The 17,348-nt window shown below is 60.6% G+C and carries 20 protein-coding genes; 8 read left to right on the plus strand and 12 right to left on the minus strand.

All coding sequences use genetic code 11. The annotated features are described in order from the left end of the window. Positions 1 to 9: 9 nt before the first annotated feature. The 3 genes from EKA13_RS09150 to coxB form a co-directional block, all read right to left on the minus strand. Positions 10 to 579 (minus strand): cytochrome c oxidase assembly protein, encoded by a 570-nt coding sequence (locus tag EKA13_RS09150; protein WP_065759078.1) that lies wholly within the window; start codon positions 577 to 579, stop codon positions 10 to 12. Between the two features lie 31 nt (positions 580 to 610). Then, on the minus strand, positions 611 to 2,203 hold the full coding sequence (ctaD, locus tag EKA13_RS09155; protein WP_065759079.1) for a cytochrome c oxidase subunit I: 1,593 nt from the start codon (positions 2,201 to 2,203) through the stop codon (positions 611 to 613). A gap of 70 nt (positions 2,204 to 2,273) precedes the next feature. Next, a complete protein-coding gene (gene coxB, locus EKA13_RS09160; RefSeq protein WP_065759080.1) occupies positions 2,274 to 3,401 on the minus strand; it encodes a cytochrome c oxidase subunit II in 1,128 nt (375 codons plus the stop codon). A 363-nt stretch (positions 3,402 to 3,764) separates the two neighbouring features. Here coxB and EKA13_RS09165 point away from each other — a divergent pair, with 363 nt between their 5' ends. Next, complete coding sequence (locus EKA13_RS09165; RefSeq protein ID WP_065759081.1) at positions 3,765 to 4,412, plus strand: hypothetical protein; 648 nt, start codon at positions 3,765 to 3,767, stop codon at positions 4,410 to 4,412. A 48-nt stretch (positions 4,413 to 4,460) separates the two neighbouring features. Here EKA13_RS09165 and EKA13_RS09170 read toward each other — a convergent pair whose 3' ends face one another. From EKA13_RS09170 to prlC, 4 genes are all read right to left on the minus strand, one after another. Beyond that, entirely contained in the window at positions 4,461 to 5,180 is a 720-nt protein-coding gene (locus tag EKA13_RS09170) for a carbonic anhydrase (RefSeq protein WP_065759082.1), read from the minus strand. Positions 5,181 to 5,296: 116 nt separating this feature from the next. Beyond that, positions 5,297 to 6,355 (minus strand): PA0069 family radical SAM protein, encoded by a 1,059-nt coding sequence (locus tag EKA13_RS09175; RefSeq protein WP_065759083.1) that lies wholly within the window; start codon positions 6,353 to 6,355, stop codon positions 5,297 to 5,299. An 89-nt stretch (positions 6,356 to 6,444) separates the two neighbouring features. Continuing rightward, positions 6,445 to 6,732 carry a YheV family putative zinc ribbon protein gene (locus tag EKA13_RS09180; protein ID WP_065759084.1) on the minus strand — a complete coding sequence of 96 codons (288 nt, stop codon included), beginning with the start codon at positions 6,730 to 6,732 and terminating at the stop codon, positions 6,445 to 6,447. Next, positions 6,729 to 8,780, minus strand: coding sequence for an oligopeptidase A (gene prlC, locus EKA13_RS09185; protein WP_065759085.1), 2,052 nt, complete (start codon positions 8,778 to 8,780; stop codon positions 6,729 to 6,731). Before prlC ends, EKA13_RS09180 begins: the two co-directional genes overlap by 4 nt. A 99-nt stretch (positions 8,781 to 8,879) precedes the next feature. On the opposite strand from prlC, the gene EKA13_RS09190 reads away from it, so the two are divergent. Continuing rightward, a complete protein-coding gene (locus EKA13_RS09190) occupies positions 8,880 to 9,428 on the plus strand; it encodes a gamma carbonic anhydrase family protein (protein ID WP_065759086.1) in 549 nt (182 codons plus the stop codon). A gap of 28 nt (positions 9,429 to 9,456) precedes the next feature. Further along, positions 9,457 to 10,101 carry an HAD family hydrolase gene (locus tag EKA13_RS09195; protein WP_065759087.1) on the plus strand — a complete coding sequence of 215 codons (645 nt, stop codon included), beginning with the start codon at positions 9,457 to 9,459 and terminating at the stop codon, positions 10,099 to 10,101. 27 nt (positions 10,102 to 10,128) lie between these two features. Here EKA13_RS09195 and EKA13_RS09200 read toward each other — a convergent pair whose 3' ends face one another. Beyond that, complete coding sequence (locus tag EKA13_RS09200; protein WP_176717413.1) at positions 10,129 to 11,214, minus strand: aminopeptidase; 1,086 nt, start codon at positions 11,212 to 11,214, stop codon at positions 10,129 to 10,131. Positions 11,215 to 11,279: 65 nt separating this feature from the next. Here EKA13_RS09200 and EKA13_RS09205 point away from each other — a divergent pair, with 65 nt between their 5' ends. Together EKA13_RS09205 and EKA13_RS09210 are read left to right on the plus strand one after the other, a co-directional pair. Next, a complete protein-coding gene (locus EKA13_RS09205) occupies positions 11,280 to 11,693 on the plus strand; it encodes a PA0061/PA0062 family lipoprotein (RefSeq protein ID WP_065759088.1) in 414 nt (137 codons plus the stop codon). Between the two features lie 52 nt (positions 11,694 to 11,745). After that, positions 11,746 to 12,156 carry a PA0061/PA0062 family lipoprotein gene (locus EKA13_RS09210; RefSeq protein ID WP_065759089.1) on the plus strand — a complete coding sequence of 137 codons (411 nt, stop codon included), beginning with the start codon at positions 11,746 to 11,748 and terminating at the stop codon, positions 12,154 to 12,156. 3 nt (positions 12,157 to 12,159) lie between these two features. On the opposite strand, the gene EKA13_RS09215 is transcribed toward EKA13_RS09210, so the two are convergent. Then, entirely contained in the window at positions 12,160 to 12,393 is a 234-nt protein-coding gene (locus EKA13_RS09215; protein ID WP_065759090.1) for a DUF1161 domain-containing protein, read from the minus strand. Between the two features lie 182 nt (positions 12,394 to 12,575). Between EKA13_RS09215 and EKA13_RS09220 the strand changes: the two genes are divergently transcribed. Further along, a complete protein-coding gene (locus tag EKA13_RS09220) occupies positions 12,576 to 13,583 on the plus strand; it encodes an LLM class flavin-dependent oxidoreductase (RefSeq protein ID WP_065759091.1) in 1,008 nt (335 codons plus the stop codon). Between the two features lie 73 nt (positions 13,584 to 13,656). Here the strand turns inward: EKA13_RS09220 and EKA13_RS09225 are convergent, their stop codons facing one another. The 3 genes from EKA13_RS09225 to EKA13_RS09235 all read right to left on the minus strand — a co-directional run bounded on the left by EKA13_RS09225 (position 13,657) and on the right by EKA13_RS09235 (position 15,182). Next, complete coding sequence (locus EKA13_RS09225) at positions 13,657 to 13,881, minus strand: DUF1161 domain-containing protein (RefSeq protein WP_065759092.1); 225 nt, start codon at positions 13,879 to 13,881, stop codon at positions 13,657 to 13,659. 113 nt (positions 13,882 to 13,994) lie between these two features. Beyond that, complete coding sequence (locus tag EKA13_RS09230) at positions 13,995 to 14,210, minus strand: dodecin (protein ID WP_065759093.1); 216 nt, start codon at positions 14,208 to 14,210, stop codon at positions 13,995 to 13,997. Positions 14,211 to 14,282: 72 nt separating this feature from the next. After that, on the minus strand, positions 14,283 to 15,182 hold the full coding sequence (locus EKA13_RS09235) for a LysR family transcriptional regulator (RefSeq protein WP_065759094.1): 900 nt from the start codon (positions 15,180 to 15,182) through the stop codon (positions 14,283 to 14,285). A 111-nt stretch (positions 15,183 to 15,293) separates the two neighbouring features. Between EKA13_RS09235 and trpB the strand changes: the two genes are divergently transcribed. Further along, complete coding sequence (trpB, locus tag EKA13_RS09240) at positions 15,294 to 16,520, plus strand: tryptophan synthase subunit beta (protein WP_065759095.1); 1,227 nt, start codon at positions 15,294 to 15,296, stop codon at positions 16,518 to 16,520. After that, a complete protein-coding gene (gene trpA, locus EKA13_RS09245) occupies positions 16,517 to 17,329 on the plus strand; it encodes a tryptophan synthase subunit alpha (RefSeq protein ID WP_065759096.1) in 813 nt (270 codons plus the stop codon). The genes trpB and trpA overlap by 4 nt, the downstream gene beginning before the upstream one ends. Positions 17,330 to 17,348 lie beyond the last annotated feature (19 nt).

Here is a 17,348-nt window from a genome sequence, read left to right on the forward strand (position 1 = left end):
GTGTTCTCCTTATCGAGCGCCCTGGTAAGCCTGGCCGGCCACCTGAGCCACCGGCGGCTGACGAGCGGTGATATCGAACAGCGTGTACGCCAGTGTCAGGTGCTTCACATCCTTGGGCAGGTCACGGTCAACAATGAACCGCACCGGCATTTCGATGCGCTCACCCGGTTGCAACACCTGCTGGCTGAAACAAAAACACTCGGTCTTGTGGAAATACGCCGCCGCCTCGGCCGGCGAAATACTCGGAATCGCCTGGGCCGTCATCGGCCGGTTGCTGGGGTTGCGGGCCACGAAAATCATCTGGTTCACCGCGCCAGGATGCACATCCAGCTGATCGGCCTTGGAGTAGAAGTCCCAGACCATGTCGCTGGCATTGGTCGACATGAACTGCACCTTCACCGTACGGCTCGGATCACTGACCTGGCTGCCCTCGTACTGCCCGCCGGTCTTGCCGTTGATGCCGAAGGCCTTGCACATGACGTCGTAGATCGGCACCAGGGCAAAACCAAAGACGAACATCACCACCGCCAGCAGCATCAGCCGGACGATCAGTGTCCGCATGGCGAGTTGCCCGCTCATGGCTCGCTCCCTGAACCGCCCAAAGCGCTGTTCATTTGACCTCCGGCGGGGTCACGAACGTGTGGTAAGGCGCAGGCGAAGGGATCGTCCACTCCAGGCCGTCCGCTCCGTCCCAGGGTTTGGCCGGGGCCGGTTTGCCGCCCCGAATGCACTTGATGACGATGAACAGGAAGAAGAGCTGCGTGGCGCCGAAGGTGAACGCACCAATCGAGGAGATCATGTTGAAGTCGGCGAACTGCAGGTTGTAGTCCGGAATCCGCCGGGGCATGCCCGCCAGGCCAACAAAGTGCATCGGGAAGAAGGCCATGTTCATGCCAATGAACGACAGCCAGAAGTGCAGCTTGCCCAGCGTCTCGTCATACATGTGCCCGGTCCACTTCGGCAGCCAGTAGTAGGCCGAGGCGAAGATCCCGAAGATCGCCCCCGGCACCAGCACGTAGTGGAAATGCGCGACCACAAAGTACGTGTCGTGGTATTGGAAGTCCGCCGGGGCGATGGCCAGCATCAGCCCGGAGAAACCACCGATGGTGAACAGAATCACGAAGGCCACGGCAAACAGCATGGGCGTCTCGAAGGTCAGCGAGCCCTGCCACATGGTGCTCACCCAGTTGAACACCTTCACCCCGGTAGGCACTGCGATCAACATGGTGGCGTACATGAAGAACAGCTCGCCGACCACCGGAATACCGACCACGAACATGTGGTGCGCCCAGACAATGAAAGACAGGAAGGCAATCGCGCCGGTGGCGTAGACCATCGAGGTGTACCCGAACAGCGGTTTGCGCGAAAAGGCCGGAATGATCGAACTGACCGCGCCGAAAGCCGGCAGGATCATGATGTACACCTCGGGATGGCCGAAGAACCAGAACACGTGCTGGAACAGCACCGGATCGCCACCGCCAGCGGCGCTGAAGAAGCTGGTGCCAAAATGGATGTCCATCAGCATCATCGTCACCACCCCGGCCAGCACCGGCATCACGGCGATCAGCAAGAACGCGGTAATCAGCCAGGTCCAGACGAACAACGGCATTTTCATCAGAGTCATGCCGGGTGCGCGCAAGTTGAGAATGGTCGCGATGACGTTGATCGCCCCCATGATCGAGCTGATACCCATCAGGTGGATAGCGAAGATGAAGAAGGTCACACTCTCTGGCGCATAGGTGGTCGACAGCGGCGCGTAGAAGGTCCAACCGAAGTTCGGTCCGCCACCCGGCATGAACAGGGTCGAGACCAGCAACAGAAAGGCCGCGGGCAACAGCCAGAAGCTGAAGTTGTTCATCCGCGGCAGCGCCATGTCCGGCGCACCGATCATCAGCGGAATCATCCAGTTGGCCAACCCGACGAAGGCCGGCATCACGGCACCGAAGACCATCACCAGGCCGTGCATGGTGGTCATCTGGTTGAAGAACTCCGGCTGGACGATCTGCAGACCCGGCTGGAACAGTTCGGCGCGGATCACCATGGCAAACGAGCCGCCCAACAGGAATGCGCAGAAGCTGAACCACAGGTACATCGTGCCGATGTCTTTATGGTTGGTGGTCAGCACCCAACGCATCAGGCCCTTGGCCGGGCCGTGGGCGTGGTCAGCGCCGGCATGACCGTGGTCGTCGATCACTGCACTCATGTCCTGTCTCCTGCAATCCGCTGTACGTGGCTGGCCACGCGGCCAACGCGAGTTCCGACGAAGGGCCGGTTCATTGGCTTTCTGCCTGCTTGAGCGCCAGTACATCCTTGGGTGTGACCATGTCGCCCTTGTTGTTGCCCCAGGCGTTGCGCTCGTAGGTCACCACCGCAGCAATATCCACTTCCGACAGCTGCTTGCCGAACGCAGCCATCGCCGTGCCGGGCTTGCCGTGGAACACGATATTCAAGTGCCCCTCCTTAGGCCCGGTGGCGATTTTCGAGCCCTTGAGCGCCGGGAACATCGGCGGCAGGCCTTGCCCCTCGGCCTGGTGACAGGCCACGCAGGTGGTGTGGTAAACCTTGTCGCCGCGCTCCACCAGTTCCTGCAGCGTCCATTCCTTACTGGTCAGCTCCTTAAGCTTGGCGCTCTCAGCCTTGCGTTCGGCCAGCCAGGCATCGAAGTCGGGCTTGGACTTGACCTCGACCACGATCGGCATGAAGCCATGGTCCTTGCCACACAGCTCCGTGCATTGGCCCCGGTAGATTCCGGGCTTCTTGACCCGGGTCCAGGCCTCGTTGACGAAGCCCGGAATCGCATCACGCTTCACGGCGAAAGCCGGCATCCACCAGGAGTGAATGACATCGGCTGCGGTCACCAGAAAGCGCACCTTGGCGTCGACCGGCAGCACCAGCGGCTGATCCACTTCGAGCAGGTAATGCTCGTCCTTGGGTGACTTGTTATGGATTTGATCGGCGGGCGTGGCCAGGTTGCTGAAGAACTCGACATCCTGGCCCAGGTACTTGTAATGCCATTTCCACTGGTAGCCGGTGACCTGAACATCCAGGTCTGACTCACTGGCATCGTAGATATCGATCAGCGTTTTCGTGGCCGGAATGGCCATGGCCACGAGAATCAGAAAGGGCACTACGGTCCAGAGGATCTCCACCCAGGTGTGCTCATGGAAATGAGCCGGCTCCTGCCCGGTGGAACGACGGTGGATGATCATCGACCAGAACATCGCGCCGAAGACCACCAGGCCGATGATCACGCAGATCCAGAAGATGGTCATGTGCAGGTCGAAGACTGCGTTGCTGACCTCAGTCGCACCCGGCGCCATATTCACAGTCCAGGCGGCGTGTGCCTGACCGAATACCGACCACAACAGGAGGCCCATCCAGACATGTGGATGTCGCATCATTGCGGGTTCCCCTTATCGTTCTTGTTATCCCGGAGGCATGGACCTACGGCTAAGGGTACGGCGGCCAAGACTGCACACTTTGGGGCCGAGCCCCTGCTGCAATGCAGTCGGGCCTCGTCAGCCAATCACTTTCAACCGGAGTATAGACAGCGACCCTGACCGCGCAATCGACAGGAAAAATTCAGCACAAGGGGCAAATGATCGGCGTGTCGTCCACAACCAACGACCAATACCAGCGTGTTGGCAGGTCAATATAACCTCAGACTATAAGTGTCCTCTGATTATGAAAAATGCGTCTTAATCGCTCGCAGAACCGAGCTACCTTATGTCTTCCGTTTGTAATCCTTTGTCCCTGGAGTTGTCATGAACATCGCCGCATTGCGCGAGCAGATCACCCGTGCCCATCAACATGAAGCCGAAACCGGCCAGCTGAAACAGCAACTCGCACAACAACTGCCACACCTGCACCCGGCGATCCAACTGCCGGAACAGGATGCTCAAGGCGTACTGACACGTTTCGTCAGCGCCTACATCGATCAGGTGCCAGAGGTATTGGAAGCCGCCCACGACGTTGCTCGTGAAGCGGGCATCGAATCGCAGATCAAACCGGTGTTGATGATTGCCGAGGCGTATTTCGTCACGCCGCCAACGATCCTGGAGGGCCATGTCGGCCTCGACAGCCTGCTCGATGAAGCCTACCTGGCCCATCGCCTGGTCGAGGAAGTGAACGACGTCTACATCAAGCACTTCCAGCAGCCACTGATTCCGCTGGACACCACGGTCGCCAACCTGATCGCCCACCAACTGATCGGCGAAAGCTTCGCCAACCAATTGGACGAAGTGGTACACCACTCTGTGGATAACCTGCTCAATGAGGAAAGCTTCGCCCTGGAGTCGGTGGAAGCCTACCGAGAGAAACTCAGCAGCCCGGATACCGGTGCCGCCTGGAAGCGCTGGCCATGCCTGTCTCGCCAATTGGGCGTGGGCCTGGATCTCGACCAATCAGCCTGAACACACGCCTGAGCTGCCGGACTTGCCGGCAGGGTCAGGCGCACGTAGCTAGAAACGCCCCTTGGGGGTCGCGCAGGGAATAGGTTGCCCGACGGTCAACGGCAGGAACGCGTCGTGCTCGGCATCGTAAGCACTGATCTCGCTGGTCTCGATGTTGTAAATCCAGCCATGGATGAACAGCTGGCCGGCCGCCATGCGCGAGGCTACCGAAGGATGTGTGCGCAAATGCTGCAATTGCGCAATCACGTTTTCCTTGGTCAGCACCTGCATGCTTTCATGCTCAGTGCTGCAATGGCAGTTGTCCTCGACAACCGTCCTGGCGACCTCGGCATGGCGCAACCAGGCCTTTACGGTCGGCATTTTCTCCAGGCTCTGCGGGTTCAGTACCGCACGCATCGCACCACAATCAGAGTGGCCACAGACGATGATGTGGTGCACACCAAGCGCCATGACAGCGTATTCGATCGCGGTGGAAACACCGCCGTTCATTTGCCCGTAGGGCGGCACCACGTTACCAACATTACGGGTTACGAACAGGTCGCCCGGCGAGCTCTGAGTGATCAGTTCAGGGACAATCCGCGAGTCTGCACAGGTGATGAACATCGCTCGTGGTTTCTGCGCGGTGGCGAGCTTCTTGAACAGCTCTTCCTGTTGCGGAAAGACCTCATGATGAAAACGCAGAAAGCCGTCGACGATATGCTTGAGTGCCGCGTCGGCATCGTTGGCATCAACCACCGGGCCGGACGGAGAGGGTTCCTTGTCTTGCATGATTTATCCTCTTTGACGGTTTGAACGTTAAAGCCATATTAACGGGATATTGATTCAGGCAAAGCGTAACGATTAGATGACGTCACTGACTCACCCATCACAACCGCAAGCATCATTCACAGCAAAGACAATTGCCCACCAGGGGGGCAAAACGCGCTGCAATCCAGCCCAGGCCCTTCGCGCCGGTTCAGCCCCAGACGACGGATCGCCGTGCTGAAGCGTTGCGCCAACAGTTCGGCAAACACCCCCTCACCACGCATCCGCGCACCGAATCGGCTGTCGTACAAGTCACCGCCTCGACTCTGACGAATCAGGCTGAGCACATGGGCAGCCCGTTGCGGGTAGTGGTCGTGCAGCCACTGCTCGAACAGCGGCGCGACCTCCAAGGGCAAGCGCAACAGCATGTACGCAGCGCTCAAGGCCCCCGCACCCTTGGCCGCTTCCAGCAGCCGTTCAAGCTCACTGTCATTGATCATCGGAATCATTGGCGAGCACAGCACGCCCACCGGAACACCTGCCTCGCGCATGACCCGAATGGCCCGCAAGCGGGCCTTCGGTGCCGCCGCCCGGGGTTCCAGAACACGCTTGAGCTCATCGTCGAGCGTGGTGAGGCTGATCATTACCCTCACCAATCGCTGCTGGGCAAGCTCGGCCAACAGGTCCAGGTCACGCAGGATCAGCGAACCCTTGGTCACTATCGTGACCGGATGGCGGTAGCGCAACAGCACCTCCAGCAGGCGACGAGTCAGCTTCTGCTCGCGTTCGATCGGCTGATAGGGGTCGGTATTGGAACCCAGGTTGATCGGCGCACAGACGTAACCCGGCTTGGAGAGTTGCTGTTCCAGCACAGCAGCCGCATTGGTCTTGGCGATCAACTTGGTCTCGAAGTCCAGCCCTGGCGACAGGTCCCAATACGCATGACTGGGCCTTGCATAGCAGTAGATGCAACCATGCTCACAGCCCCGGTAAGGGTTGATAGAGCGGTCGAAGGGCAGGTCTGGCGAGCTGTTGCGGGTGATGATGGTCTTGGCTGTTTCGATGCAGACTTCAGTACCCTGCGTGAGCGGGACTTCCTGATACCAGCCGTCATCCTCGACCACCGAGCGGTTCGGCGCGAAGCGGTTGTGCGGATTGCTCGCAGTACCGCGGCCACGCACGGGGAGTGGAGTGGACATAAAAACGCCCTCTATACTGTTTTTATATACAGTATAGAGGGCGATAAACAATTACCAGAGCCGCCTGGCGCCTGGCACTGCCGAACCGATTACTCGGCTGGCTTCTTCAGCTTCGGGTTCGGAAAGAACTGAACCGTCTGCACCGCAGGCCTGGCCGGCTTGAGCTCGACATGATTGACCCGCGTGCCGAGCTCCTTCGGTACCGACAAGCCCTGTTCATTGAGGGTATCGGTGAAGCCGCAGGCTACGCATTCACGGTGTGGGACGCTGTCTTCGCTCCACATCATCAACTTGTCCGGCTCACTGCATGCCGGGCAAACAGCACCGGCGATAAAGCGTCGTTTCGTTACATTCACATTCACATGCGCTTCGCTCATGCCGCCACATCCTCACTCAGACCACTGTGACGCAAGAGTGCATCGATTGACGGCTCACGGCCACGGAAGTCGACGAACAGCAGCATCGGCTCCTGCGAACCACCACGCGCCAGCACCGCCTCACGGAAAGCACGTCCGGTTTCAGCGTTCAGTACACCTTCCTCTTCAAAACGCGAAAACGCGTCCGCCGAGAGCACTTCGGCCCACTTATAGCTGTAGTAACCCGCGGCATAGCCGCCAGCAAAGATGTGCGCAAAGCTGTTGGGGAAGCGGTTATACGCAGGGGGACGCATGACCGAGACTTCGTCACGGATGCTCTCAAGCACCTCCATCACGCTGCGACCATCGCCATGGTGAGCATGCAGTTCAAAGTCGAACAGCGAAAACTCCAGTTGGCGCAGCATCATCAGACCGGACTGGAAGTTCTTCGCCGCCAGCATTTTTTCCAGCAGGTCCTTGGGCAGTGCTTCGCCGGTTTCGTAATGCCCGGAAATCAGCGCCAGGCTTTCAGGATCCCAACACCAGTTTTCCATGAACTGGCTCGGCAACTCGACCGCGTCCCACGCCACACCATTGATACCGGAAACACCTGCATGCTCGATGCGCGTCAGCAGGTGGTGCAGGCCGTGGCCGAACTCGTGGAACAGCGTGGTAACTTCATCGTGGGTCAGCAGCGCTGGCTTGCCGGGCGCTGCCGGGGTGAAGTTGCACACCAGGTTGGCGACCGGGTTCTGCAGCTCACCCGTCGCGGTGCGCCGACGGTCGCGAGCGCCGTCCATCCAGGCACCACCGCGCTTGTTGGCGCGTGCATACAGGTCGAAGAAGAAGCGCCCGACGTGCTGGCCGTGCTCCTTGATTTCGAAAAGACGCACGTCCGGGTGCCAGCTGTCGAAACCTTTGAGTTCGGTAATTTCGATGCCGTACAAACGCTGAACGATGGCGAACAGGCCGGTCAGCACCTTATCGATCGGGAAGTAGGCACGCAGGGTTTCCTGGGAAACGCTGTAGCGCTGCTCACGCAGCTTCTCGCCAAAGTAACCGCTGTCCCAGCTCTGCAGATCGGCACACCCTTGCTCGGCCGCGTAGGCCTTGAGCTGAGCCAGATCCTGAGCCGCGAACGGCTTGCTGCGTTTGGCCAGATCACGCAGGAAACTCAACACCTGATCGCTGGACTCGGCCATCTTGGTCGCCAGGCTCAACTCGGCGAAGTTGGCGAAACCAAGCAGGCCGGCCAACTCCTGACGCAGGTCGAGGATTTCGCTCATCACCGGGCCATTGTCGAACTGGCCAGCATTGGGGCCCTGGTCGGACGCACGGGTGCAGTACGCGGCGTAGACTTCTTCACGCAGGGCGCGATCCTGGGCGTAGGTCATCACGGCGTAATAGCTTGGGAACTCCAGGCTGATCAGCCAACCATCGAGGCCCTTGGCCTGGGCTGCTGCGGCCATTTGCGCCTTGGCCGAATCGGTCAGGCCAGCCAGAGCCGCTTCGTCAGTAACGTGCTTGGTCCAGGCCTGGGTCGCGTCCAACAGTTGGTTGGAGAACCGGCTGCCCAGTTCCGACAACTTGCTCTGGACCTCGGCATAACGCTGTTGCTTGTCTGCAGGCAGGTCGATACCCGACAGACGGAAGTCACGCAGGGCGTGTTCGATGATGGTTTTCTGCGCCACATCGAAGTGTGCTGCCGCCGGGCTGGCGGCCAGGGCCTGATAAGCCTGGAACAGCTCGCGGTTCTGCCCAAGCTCGGTGGCGTAGGCGCTAAGTGCGGGCAAACAAGACTCGTAGGCCTCACGCAGTTCGGCACTGTTGCACACTGCATTGAGGTGGCTGACCGGGCTCCAGGCCGCGCCCAGACGGTCGTTGAGTTCATCCATGGCCAAGACCAGGCCTTCCCAGGTGGGGTTCTCACCCTGGGATTTCAGAATGGCGGCGATGGCACTACGGTTGTCGGCCAGGATCTGTTCAATCGCCGGCAGCACATGCTCGGCACGGATCGCCGAGAAGGGCGGCAGGTCGTAGGACTGCAGAAGCGGGTTGTTCGCACTCACGGTTAAACACCTTGGCAGAAGAAACACAGGCCCATCTTAATTACAATCAGCGCTCCCCGCAGCTATCCAAAGTTATACATGCCATACAAGGAAACGATCATGGCCATCCGCAGTTTCCAGAACCACACGCCACGCCTGGGCGAACGGGCCTTTGTCGACCGCTCGGCGGTCGTGCTGGGTGATGTCGAGATCGGCGACGACAGCTCTGTCTGGCCACTGACCGTGATTCGTGGCGACATGCATCGTATCCGCATCGGTGCGCGCACCAGCGTGCAGGATGCCAGCGTGTTGCATATCACCCACGCAGGCCCCTTCAACCCGGACGGCTTCCCGCTGCTGATCGGCGACGACGTGACCATCGGCCACAAGGTCATGCTGCACGGCTGCACACTTGGCAACCGGATCCTGGTGGGCATGGGCAGCACGATCATGGACGGTGCGGTGGTCGAGGATGAGGTGATCATCGGGGCAGGCAGCCTGGTGCCCCCGGGCAAGCGCCTGGAAAGCGGCTTCCTCTATGTTGGCAGCCCGGTCAAGCAGGCACGCCCGCTGACCGACAAGGAGCGCGCCTTCTTCCCTTACAGCGCCGCCAACTACGTCAAGCTCAAGGACCAGCACCTGGCTGAAGGCTACGATCGCCCGGAATGACGTTATCCACAGCCCAACAGAGATTGCCATGCACTATCAGAACATTCTCTTCGACCTGGACGGCACCCTGACCGATCCGCGCGAAGGCATCACCCGCTCGATCCAGTATGCGTTGAGCAAACTGGGCATCGACGAACCAGACTTGAGCCGCCTGGAGCACTTCATCGGCCCGCCATTGCTGCAGGCCTTCATGCAGTTCTATGACTTTGACGAAGCGCGCGCCTGGGATGCGGTGAATTTCTACCGCGAGCGTTTCAAAGTCACCGGGCTTTACGAGAACCGCGTCTTCGAGGGTGTGGGCGAACTGTTGCAGGCGCTGGAAGGACAGGGCAGGACGCTGTACATCGCGACCTCAAAGCCTTGGGTGTACGCCCGCGAAATCGCCAGGCACTTCGAGTTCGATCGCCACTTCAAGGTGATCTACGGCAGTGAACTGGACGGCACCCGCACCGACAAGATCGAACTGATCGCCCACCTGCTTGAGCAAGAGCAACTGGAGCCGGCGCAAACCCTGATGATCGGTGACCGCAAACACGACCTGATCGGCGCCCGTCGCAACGGCCTGGACGCAGCAGCCGTGGGGTATGGCTTTGGTAGCTTCGAGGAGCTCAACGCCGAACAACCGGCCTACCACTTCGCCACGCTGAGCGAACTGCATCGAGCCTTTCTGTAACGCGCGCAGATGGCAAGGCCGTGTCCGTCAGTGCAAGGCAGTCACCAGCGCCTGCTTGCGTTGCACTGGCGGCAACCGCCCCCACGCCTCCGCAGCGGCGTAAAAGGCCGTCCAATCGCCATTCAACTGCTTGAACAACGCGGCAAACGCCGGCACCCACTGGTCATACAGGCCGAAGGGCAAAAGCTTGGCGTTGTTCAGCGGTGACTCAACCCAGGCATCAAACCGGCCAACACCGCCCCACGCAGTATCGCGCAACGCCCGGTACTCCCGACGCAAGCGCTCGAATTCGGCCGCTTTCGCCGCACGTTTGGCCGGTACTGCCAGTGGTTCAGCGTACAGTGCCTTCAAGCGCTCACGGCTGGCCAACACCAGGCCCGTGAACTGGTCGCGCTGTTGGCTGGCACTGTCCTGCAGCGGCGGCAGGTTGCGCGCCTTGCGCCATTGGCGCGTGCCTTCCTGCTCGACGAAGGTGGCAAAAGATTCGTTGAACTCGGTGTCATCCTTCACATACACGCGCTGGTGGGCCAGTTCATGAAAGATCAACGTGGCCAAACGCTCATCACCCCAACCCATCATCGAACTGAGGATAGGGTCATCGAACCAGCCCAGTGTCGAATAGGCTTGTACGCCGCCAATGTAGACATCCTGCCCTTGCTGTCGGGCCAGTGCCGCAGCACCGCGCGCCGCGCTCTGGCTGTAGTAGCCGCGATAGGCCACACAACCGGCAACAGGAAAACAATGAGTGAGGGGTTCGAGGTCAAACTCGGGGGTTGCGAACACGTTCCACACCACAAACGGCCGACCAATATCGGCGTACACCCGATAACTGCGGTTGTCCGGCAGCTTCAGTTGCGTACTGGCGAAGGCCCGGGCCTGCTCTGCCTGCGCCAGATGCTTGCGCAAGGTCGCATCGCGCGCGGGGTCGGCGATGATCTCGGCCACAGGCTCGCGGGCTTGCAGCAGGTGCCACTGGCCGCTGGCCAACTGGCTGTAGTAGCCGAGGCTGGAACAACCGCTGAGCAGCAAAAGCGCTGACAGGGGAACCAACAGTCGGCTGCTGCGGTCGAGTACCCGGAGACCTGAGCGCAGCAAAAAAATCAGTCGAATCATGACGCCAGGCGTCCCGCTCAAGTCCTTGTCGCCCCAAGACTATCCTGCCAACCCGGAGTTTTGCCATGCGTACGATGTTTGTTGCCTGCAGCCTGCTGATTCTGTCCGGTTGCGCAGGCCTTCCCGCACCCGACCCCAACCAGGCCTGGATCGACCTGACACCCCATCCGGACGAGTCACTGCATGCGGTAGAAGTGGACGAGCGTAGCTGGGCCGACAAACGCTACTTTGAAGTCTCCCCCGGCAGCCATGAGCTGACGGTGCGTTATCAGTTCCCGGTCGCGCCCGGTAACATCGGCCCGGTCAGCGAGCCGCTGTGGCGCGATTGCCAGCTGAATGTGAAATACAAGGACTTCAATGCCGGTCAGCGCTACCAGCTAAAGGCGGGGAGTACCGGCTTGAACCCCTGGGTGAAACTCTATGATGAGCAACATCGGGTGGTTGGCAAGGGGCTACCGGCAGGCTGTCAACGCACCTGAAGTGCCTAATGGCGCTATGCTTGAACTTTGAAACCTGCCATTGGAGACCATCATGCGCCAGCCGCTGATGTTGCTCACCGTCAGTACCTTGGCCGCCTGCAGCAATCCCTTGCCCCCCATCGATACCAAGCAGGCCTGGGTCGACCTCTACACTATTACCCCTGGCCGACTGGTCATGGCTGATCGTCTGGACGGCACACGCCTGATCGATGGTCGCTACTTCCAGGTACCGCCAGGGCCCCACGAGTTGATCGTGCGCTTCGACTACGAGGTTTATGCCGGCGGTTTCACCAGCGAACCGGTCGAAAGAACCTGCTACCTCACCGTTCGCTACGATAATTTTCAAGCAGGCCAACGTTACCGCCTGGAAGCCCGCGCACTGAGCATGACCCCCAATGCGTGGCTGTACGACGCCGACCGCAAGGTACTCGCGGAGGAGCGAGACGTGCACTGCATTCCTTGAGACCTAGCGATCATTCTTCTGGTAAATGATCTTTCGGGTTCCGCCATCGCAGCTACCCACCACCATGTTCTGGTCGTGGACTTCGTTATTGGGGACGATTTCCAGGGTATAGGAGGTGACGCCACGCGCCTGGATCTTGGCCTCGATTTCGGCCTTGAGTTCCTCACAAGGCTTGGGCGCAGCCAGTACTGCCGATGCCATCAGCATGCCCAGTACAGTAAATGCAAAACGAATCATGGGACTACTCCTGGGTGGTGGCACGAAGGTTCGCGCCTTGTCTGCTTTCAGAGGCCGATACGGCAAGCAAGTTCAGCTCGATTTCATAGGCGGGCATTGAATCTCTGGAATATGCCCATACAGAGCCAGCAGGGTCGTCGCTCGACGCCGGCCAAACGACTGCCCAGGAGCCCCAACAGCCCATGAAGCGACTTGCCGATATCAAGATTTCCACACTCGACCTGGTGCCAGTACGCCAGGACGGTGGCCCGGCACAAGCCCTGAGAAACTCCCTCGATCTTGCGCGTAACGTCGAGAGATTCGGCTATAACCGCTTTTGGGTCGCCGAACACCACAACATGGACGGCATTGCCAGTTCGGCCACGGCGGTACTGCTCAGTTACCTGGCGGGAGGCACCTCGACGATCCGCGTCGGTGCCGGTGGCGTCATGCTGCCAAACCACGCGCCACTGGTGATTGCCGAACAGTTCGGCACCCTGGCCAGCCTCTATCCAGGCCGTATCGACCTGGGCCTGGGGCGTGCGCCAGGCTCCGATCAACTGACAGCCCGTGCCCTGCGCCGTGAGCGCTCCGGCAGTGCCGACGACTTCCCAGAGGATGTCGCCGAACTGGTGCGCTACCTGGGCCCACGTACGGCTGATCAAAAAGTGATCGCCGTGCCTGGCTATGGCACCGAGGTGCCGATCTGGCTGCTCGGATCAAGCCTGTTCAGCGCCCAGCTAGCCGGTCAGCGTGGCTTGCCCTACGCCTTCGCCTCGCATTTCGCCCCCCGCTACATGCACGAGGCGATTCGCGTGTATCGCAACCATTTCCAGCCCTCTGCGGTGCTCGAAAAACCTTACGTGATGCTCGGCGTACCGCTGGTCGCCGCCGATACCGACGAGCAGGCCGACTACCTGGCCACCTCGGTGTACCAGCGCATCCTGGCGTTGATGCGCGGGCAAAGCCTGATGCAACGCCCACCGGTAGCGTCAATGGACGGCCTCTGGTTGACTCACGAGCGCGAAGCGGTGGGCAGTTTCCTTGGGCTGGCAATGGTCGGTGGGCCGGAGAAAATCCGCGCCAAACTGGAGGTATTGCTGGAGCAGACCCAGGCCGATGAGCTGATCTTCACCTGCGACCTGTATGAGCATGCTGACCGGATACGGTCTTACGAGTTGTTGGCGCAGACGGTGCTGGGCGACCGATAACGGTATCCAGACATTCGCGTGGCAACGCCGGCTCCTGCGCAGGTATAAACCGCGGGAGCCGACGCTTACTGGCTTAACCGCGTTTGTAGACGATTTCCTTGGTACCGCCCTCGCAGGTACCTACGACTTTTCCACCCGCAGCGGCGCCTTTGGCAACGATCTCCAGCGAATAACCGGAAACACCTTTCGCCTTGAGCTTCGCGTCGATCTCGCTTTTCAACGCTTCGCACGGTTTGCCGGCTGCCAACGCCGTTCCGGCGAGCATCATCAAACCGAAAGCCATCACCACCTTCTTCATCGATCGCATTCCTTGTTCAGATCAAAAAGAAACGGGTACCGGACGCTGCCCGGCATCATTACCTATTTACCCCAAGCTGCGCGTTCAAGCCAGCACTGTGGCATCAGGACGCATCAACTGTTGGCAATCCGAAAGCCCACCTTGAGCGTCACTTGAAAGTGCGCGGCCTTGTTGTCCTTGATATGCCCACGGGTGTCCACCACCTCGAACCACTCCAGGTGCTGAATACTCTTGCCAGCCTCGGCCAGCGCATTGTTGATGGCCTCTTCGATGCTGTTGGGGGATGAGCCGACAAGCTCTATTTTCTTGTAGGTGTGATGATCGGACATGGCGTTTCTCCTGACTAGCCTGACTCCAGAGCCTAGCAGCGCCACACGGATTTACCTGCCGAACAGGCCCGGCTATCGCACGACCTGCTGTGCCAGTTCAGCACGCAGCCAACCGGCAAGCTGTTCGGCACGCCCATCGGCGGCGCGGCGTGGCACCCATAGCACCAACGCGGCCTGGGTCTGACAAAAGCCCCACGGCGCAGCCAGACGCCCGGCACGCAGGTCATCGGCTACCAGGGGTTGTGGCGCAATGGCAACGCCAAGGCCTGCGACAGCCGCCTCCAGCAGGTAATACAGGTGCTCGAAGTCCTGCCCATACCTCAACGCCTGCGGGTCGAGCCCCTGCTGCCGAGCCCAACTGGGCCACGCCTGTGGGCGCGAGGTGGTTTGCAGCAACGCTTCACCCAACAAGGCGCTGGCCGGCGCCTGCTGCAAACGCGCAAAGCCGCTGCAATGCGGGCTAAGCACCGGGCCGATACGTTCCTCGGCCAACACATGTACCTGCATGTCGGCTGGCCACGGCGGTTCCGCGAACACCAGAAGGGCATCCAGGCCCGGGCGACGCGGATCAAGGTCACCTTCGCCCGCAGACAGGTGCAGCCGCAATTCCGGCAGGTCGGCCTTCAAGCGGCCCAACCGCGGTATGAACCAACGCGCCAACAGGCTGCCCGAACAGCCCAGAACGAAGGGCGCCTCGGCACTGTCGCGGCTTAATTCGGCGCACACGGCACGCAGGCGCTCGAACGCATCGCTACTGGCATCCCGTAGCCGCACCCCGGCATCTGTGAGTTTAATGCCACGCCCATCCTTGACGAAAAGGCTCACCCCCAAGTGCTCCTCCAACACCTTGAGCTGACGGCTAACCGCGCCATGGGTAACGTGCAGCTGCTCGGCAGCCTGGCTGACGCTGTTCAGCCGGGCGGTCGCTTCGAACGCCCGCAAGGCGTTCAACGGAGGCAAGTCGTGGGCCATTTGATTTGTGAGTTTTCCTGACAGGTTATGGCGATCTTATCGGTTTTCAGATGCGCGTGTCGTGGTTAGAGTAGAGCCAATCCCAGTCTAGATAACGCCTTGGAGCGACTCATGACCCAGACCCACTACCGCAGCGGCCCTGATGCCAACGGCCTGTTTGGCGATTTCGGCGGCCGTTACGTCGCTGAAACCCTGATGCCACTGGTGCTTGACCTGGCCAAAGAATATGAAGCTGCCAAGGCCGACCCGGCGTTCATCGAAGAACTGGCCTACTTCCAGCGCGATTACATCGGTCGCCCGAACCCGCTGTACTTCGCAGAACGCCTGACCGAGCACTGCGGCGGCGCGAAGATCTACTTCAAGCGCGAAGAGCTCAACCACACCGGCGCGCACAAGATCAACAACTGCATCGGCCAGGTACTGCTGGCCAAGCGCATGGGCAAAAAGCGCCTGATCGCTGAAACCGGCGCCGGCATGCACGGCGTGGCCACCGCCACCGTAGCGGCACGCTTTGGCCTGCCTTGCGTGATCTACATGGGCGCCACCGACATCGAACGCCAGCAAGCCAACGTGTTCCGCATGAAGCTGCTGGGCGCCGAGATCGTCCCGGTCACTGCCGGCACCGGTACGCTCAAGGACGCGATGAACGAAGCCCTGCGTGACTGGGTGACCAACGTTGATGAAACCTTCTACCTGATTGGCACTGTTGCAGGTCCGCACCCGTACCCCGCCATGGTCCGTGACTTCCAGTCGATCATCGGCAAGGAAACCCGTGAACAGATGAACGCCAAGGAAGGTCGCCTGCCAGACAGCCTGATCGCCTGTGTTGGCGGTGGCTCGAACGCCATGGGCCTGTTCCACGACTTCCTCGATGACGCCAGCGTACAGATCATCGGCGTCGAAGCCGGTGGCCATGGCGTCGACACCGACAAACACGCGGCCAGCCTCAACGGTGGTGTACCGGGCGTATTGCACGGCAACCGTACCTACCTGTTGCAGGACGCGGACGGCCAGATCACCGACGCCCACTCGATTTCTGCGGGCCTCGACTACCCGGGCATCGGTCCGGAACACGCTTACCTGCACGAAGTGAAGCGCGTCGAGTACGTCAGCATCACCGATGACGAAGCCTTGGCGGCGTTCCACACCACCTGCCGCCTGGAAGGCATCATCCCGGCGCTGGAGACCGCCCACGCCCTGGCTGAAGCAATCAAACGCGCACCGACCCTGCCCAAGGATCACCTGATGGTGGTGTGCCTGTCCGGGCGCGGCGACAAAGACATGCAAACCGTAATGAGCCATATGGCCGCGACCGCACAGCAGGAGAAGCAGGCATGAGCCGTCTTGAACAACGTTTTGCCACGCTCAAGGCCGAAGGCCGTGCGGCACTGGTCACCTTCGTCACCGCAGGCGACCCAGGCTACGATGCCTCGCTGGCGATCCTCAAGGGCCTGCCCGCCGCTGGCGCCGACGTGATCGAACTGGGCATGCCCTTCACCGACCCGATGGCCGATGGTGTGGCGATCCAGCTGGCCACCCTGCGTGCCTTGGACGCTGGTCAGACCCTGGCGAAAACCCTGCAGATGGTGCGCGAGTTCCGCGTCGACGACAGCACCACGCCCATCGTCCTGATGGGCTACTACAACCCGATCCACCGTTTTGGTGTCGAAGCCTTCGTCGCAGACGCCAAGGAAGCCGGCGTCGATGGCCTGATCATCGTTGACCTGCCGCCAGAGCATGATGCCGAACTGGCGACCCCGGCCCAAACCGCCGGGATCGACTTCATTCGCCTGACCACTCCGACCACCGACGATGCGCGTTTGCCACGCGTGCTCGAGCGCAGCTCGGGCTTTGTCTACTACGTCTCGGTTGCCGGTGTGACCGGTGCCGGCTCTGCCACCACCGATCAGGTCAGCAGCGCCATCGAGCGCCTGCGTCGGCATACCGACCTGCCAATCAGCGTTGGCTTCGGTATCCGCACACCCGAGCAGGCGGCGGCCATTGCCCGTCTCGCAGACGGCGTGGTGGTAGGCTCGGCACTGGTAGACAAGATTGCCCGCGCAACCAGTGCTGAACAAGCCGTAGGCGATGTGCTGGAGCTGTGCTCGGCACTGGCCGAAGGTGTGCGGGCAGCGCGCAAGGCCTAAGTATCAATCGCAGGCAAGC

It is taken from the genome of Pseudomonas defluvii (genome assembly GCF_001695625.1).
Taxonomy (GTDB): domain Bacteria; phylum Pseudomonadota; class Gammaproteobacteria; order Pseudomonadales; family Pseudomonadaceae; genus Aquipseudomonas; species Aquipseudomonas defluvii.

Coding starts and splice junctions, on each gene's coding strand:
- EKA13_RS09195 (WP_065759087.1), top strand. CDS start 9,457: ATGCACTATCAGAACATTCTCTTCGACCTGGACGGCACCCTGACCGAT.
- EKA13_RS09205 (WP_065759088.1), top strand. CDS start 11,280: ATGCGTACGATGTTTGTTGCCTGCAGCCTGCTGATTCTGTCCGGTTGC.
- EKA13_RS09190 (WP_065759086.1), top strand. CDS start 8,880: ATGGCCATCCGCAGTTTCCAGAACCACACGCCACGCCTGGGCGAACGG.
- EKA13_RS09225 (WP_065759092.1), bottom strand. CDS start 13,881: ATGAAGAAGGTGGTGATGGCTTTCGGTTTGATGATGCTCGCCGGAACG.
- EKA13_RS09200 (WP_176717413.1), bottom strand. CDS start 11,214: ATGATTCGACTGATTTTTTTGCTGCGCTCAGGTCTCCGGGTACTCGAC.
- ctaD (WP_065759079.1), bottom strand. CDS start 2,203: ATGAGTGCAGTGATCGACGACCACGGTCATGCCGGCGCTGACCACGCC.
- EKA13_RS09235 (WP_065759094.1), bottom strand. CDS start 15,182: ATGGCCCACGACTTGCCTCCGTTGAACGCCTTGCGGGCGTTCGAAGCG.
- EKA13_RS09215 (WP_065759090.1), bottom strand. CDS start 12,393: ATGATTCGTTTTGCATTTACTGTACTGGGCATGCTGATGGCATCGGCA.
- trpA (WP_065759096.1), top strand. CDS start 16,517: ATGAGCCGTCTTGAACAACGTTTTGCCACGCTCAAGGCCGAAGGCCGT.
- EKA13_RS09230 (WP_065759093.1), bottom strand. CDS start 14,210: ATGTCCGATCATCACACCTACAAGAAAATAGAGCTTGTCGGCTCATCC.
- EKA13_RS09170 (WP_065759082.1), bottom strand. CDS start 5,180: ATGCAAGACAAGGAACCCTCTCCGTCCGGCCCGGTGGTTGATGCCAAC.
- EKA13_RS09150 (WP_065759078.1), bottom strand. CDS start 579: ATGAGCGGGCAACTCGCCATGCGGACACTGATCGTCCGGCTGATGCTG.
- EKA13_RS09220 (WP_065759091.1), top strand. CDS start 12,576: ATGAAGCGACTTGCCGATATCAAGATTTCCACACTCGACCTGGTGCCA.
- EKA13_RS09165 (WP_065759081.1), top strand. CDS start 3,765: ATGAACATCGCCGCATTGCGCGAGCAGATCACCCGTGCCCATCAACAT.
- trpB (WP_065759095.1), top strand. CDS start 15,294: ATGACCCAGACCCACTACCGCAGCGGCCCTGATGCCAACGGCCTGTTT.
- EKA13_RS09180 (WP_065759084.1), bottom strand. CDS start 6,732: ATGAGCGAAGCGCATGTGAATGTGAATGTAACGAAACGACGCTTTATC.
- EKA13_RS09210 (WP_065759089.1), top strand. CDS start 11,746: ATGCGCCAGCCGCTGATGTTGCTCACCGTCAGTACCTTGGCCGCCTGC.
- coxB (WP_065759080.1), bottom strand. CDS start 3,401: ATGATGCGACATCCACATGTCTGGATGGGCCTCCTGTTGTGGTCGGTA.
- EKA13_RS09175 (WP_065759083.1), bottom strand. CDS start 6,355: ATGTCCACTCCACTCCCCGTGCGTGGCCGCGGTACTGCGAGCAATCCG.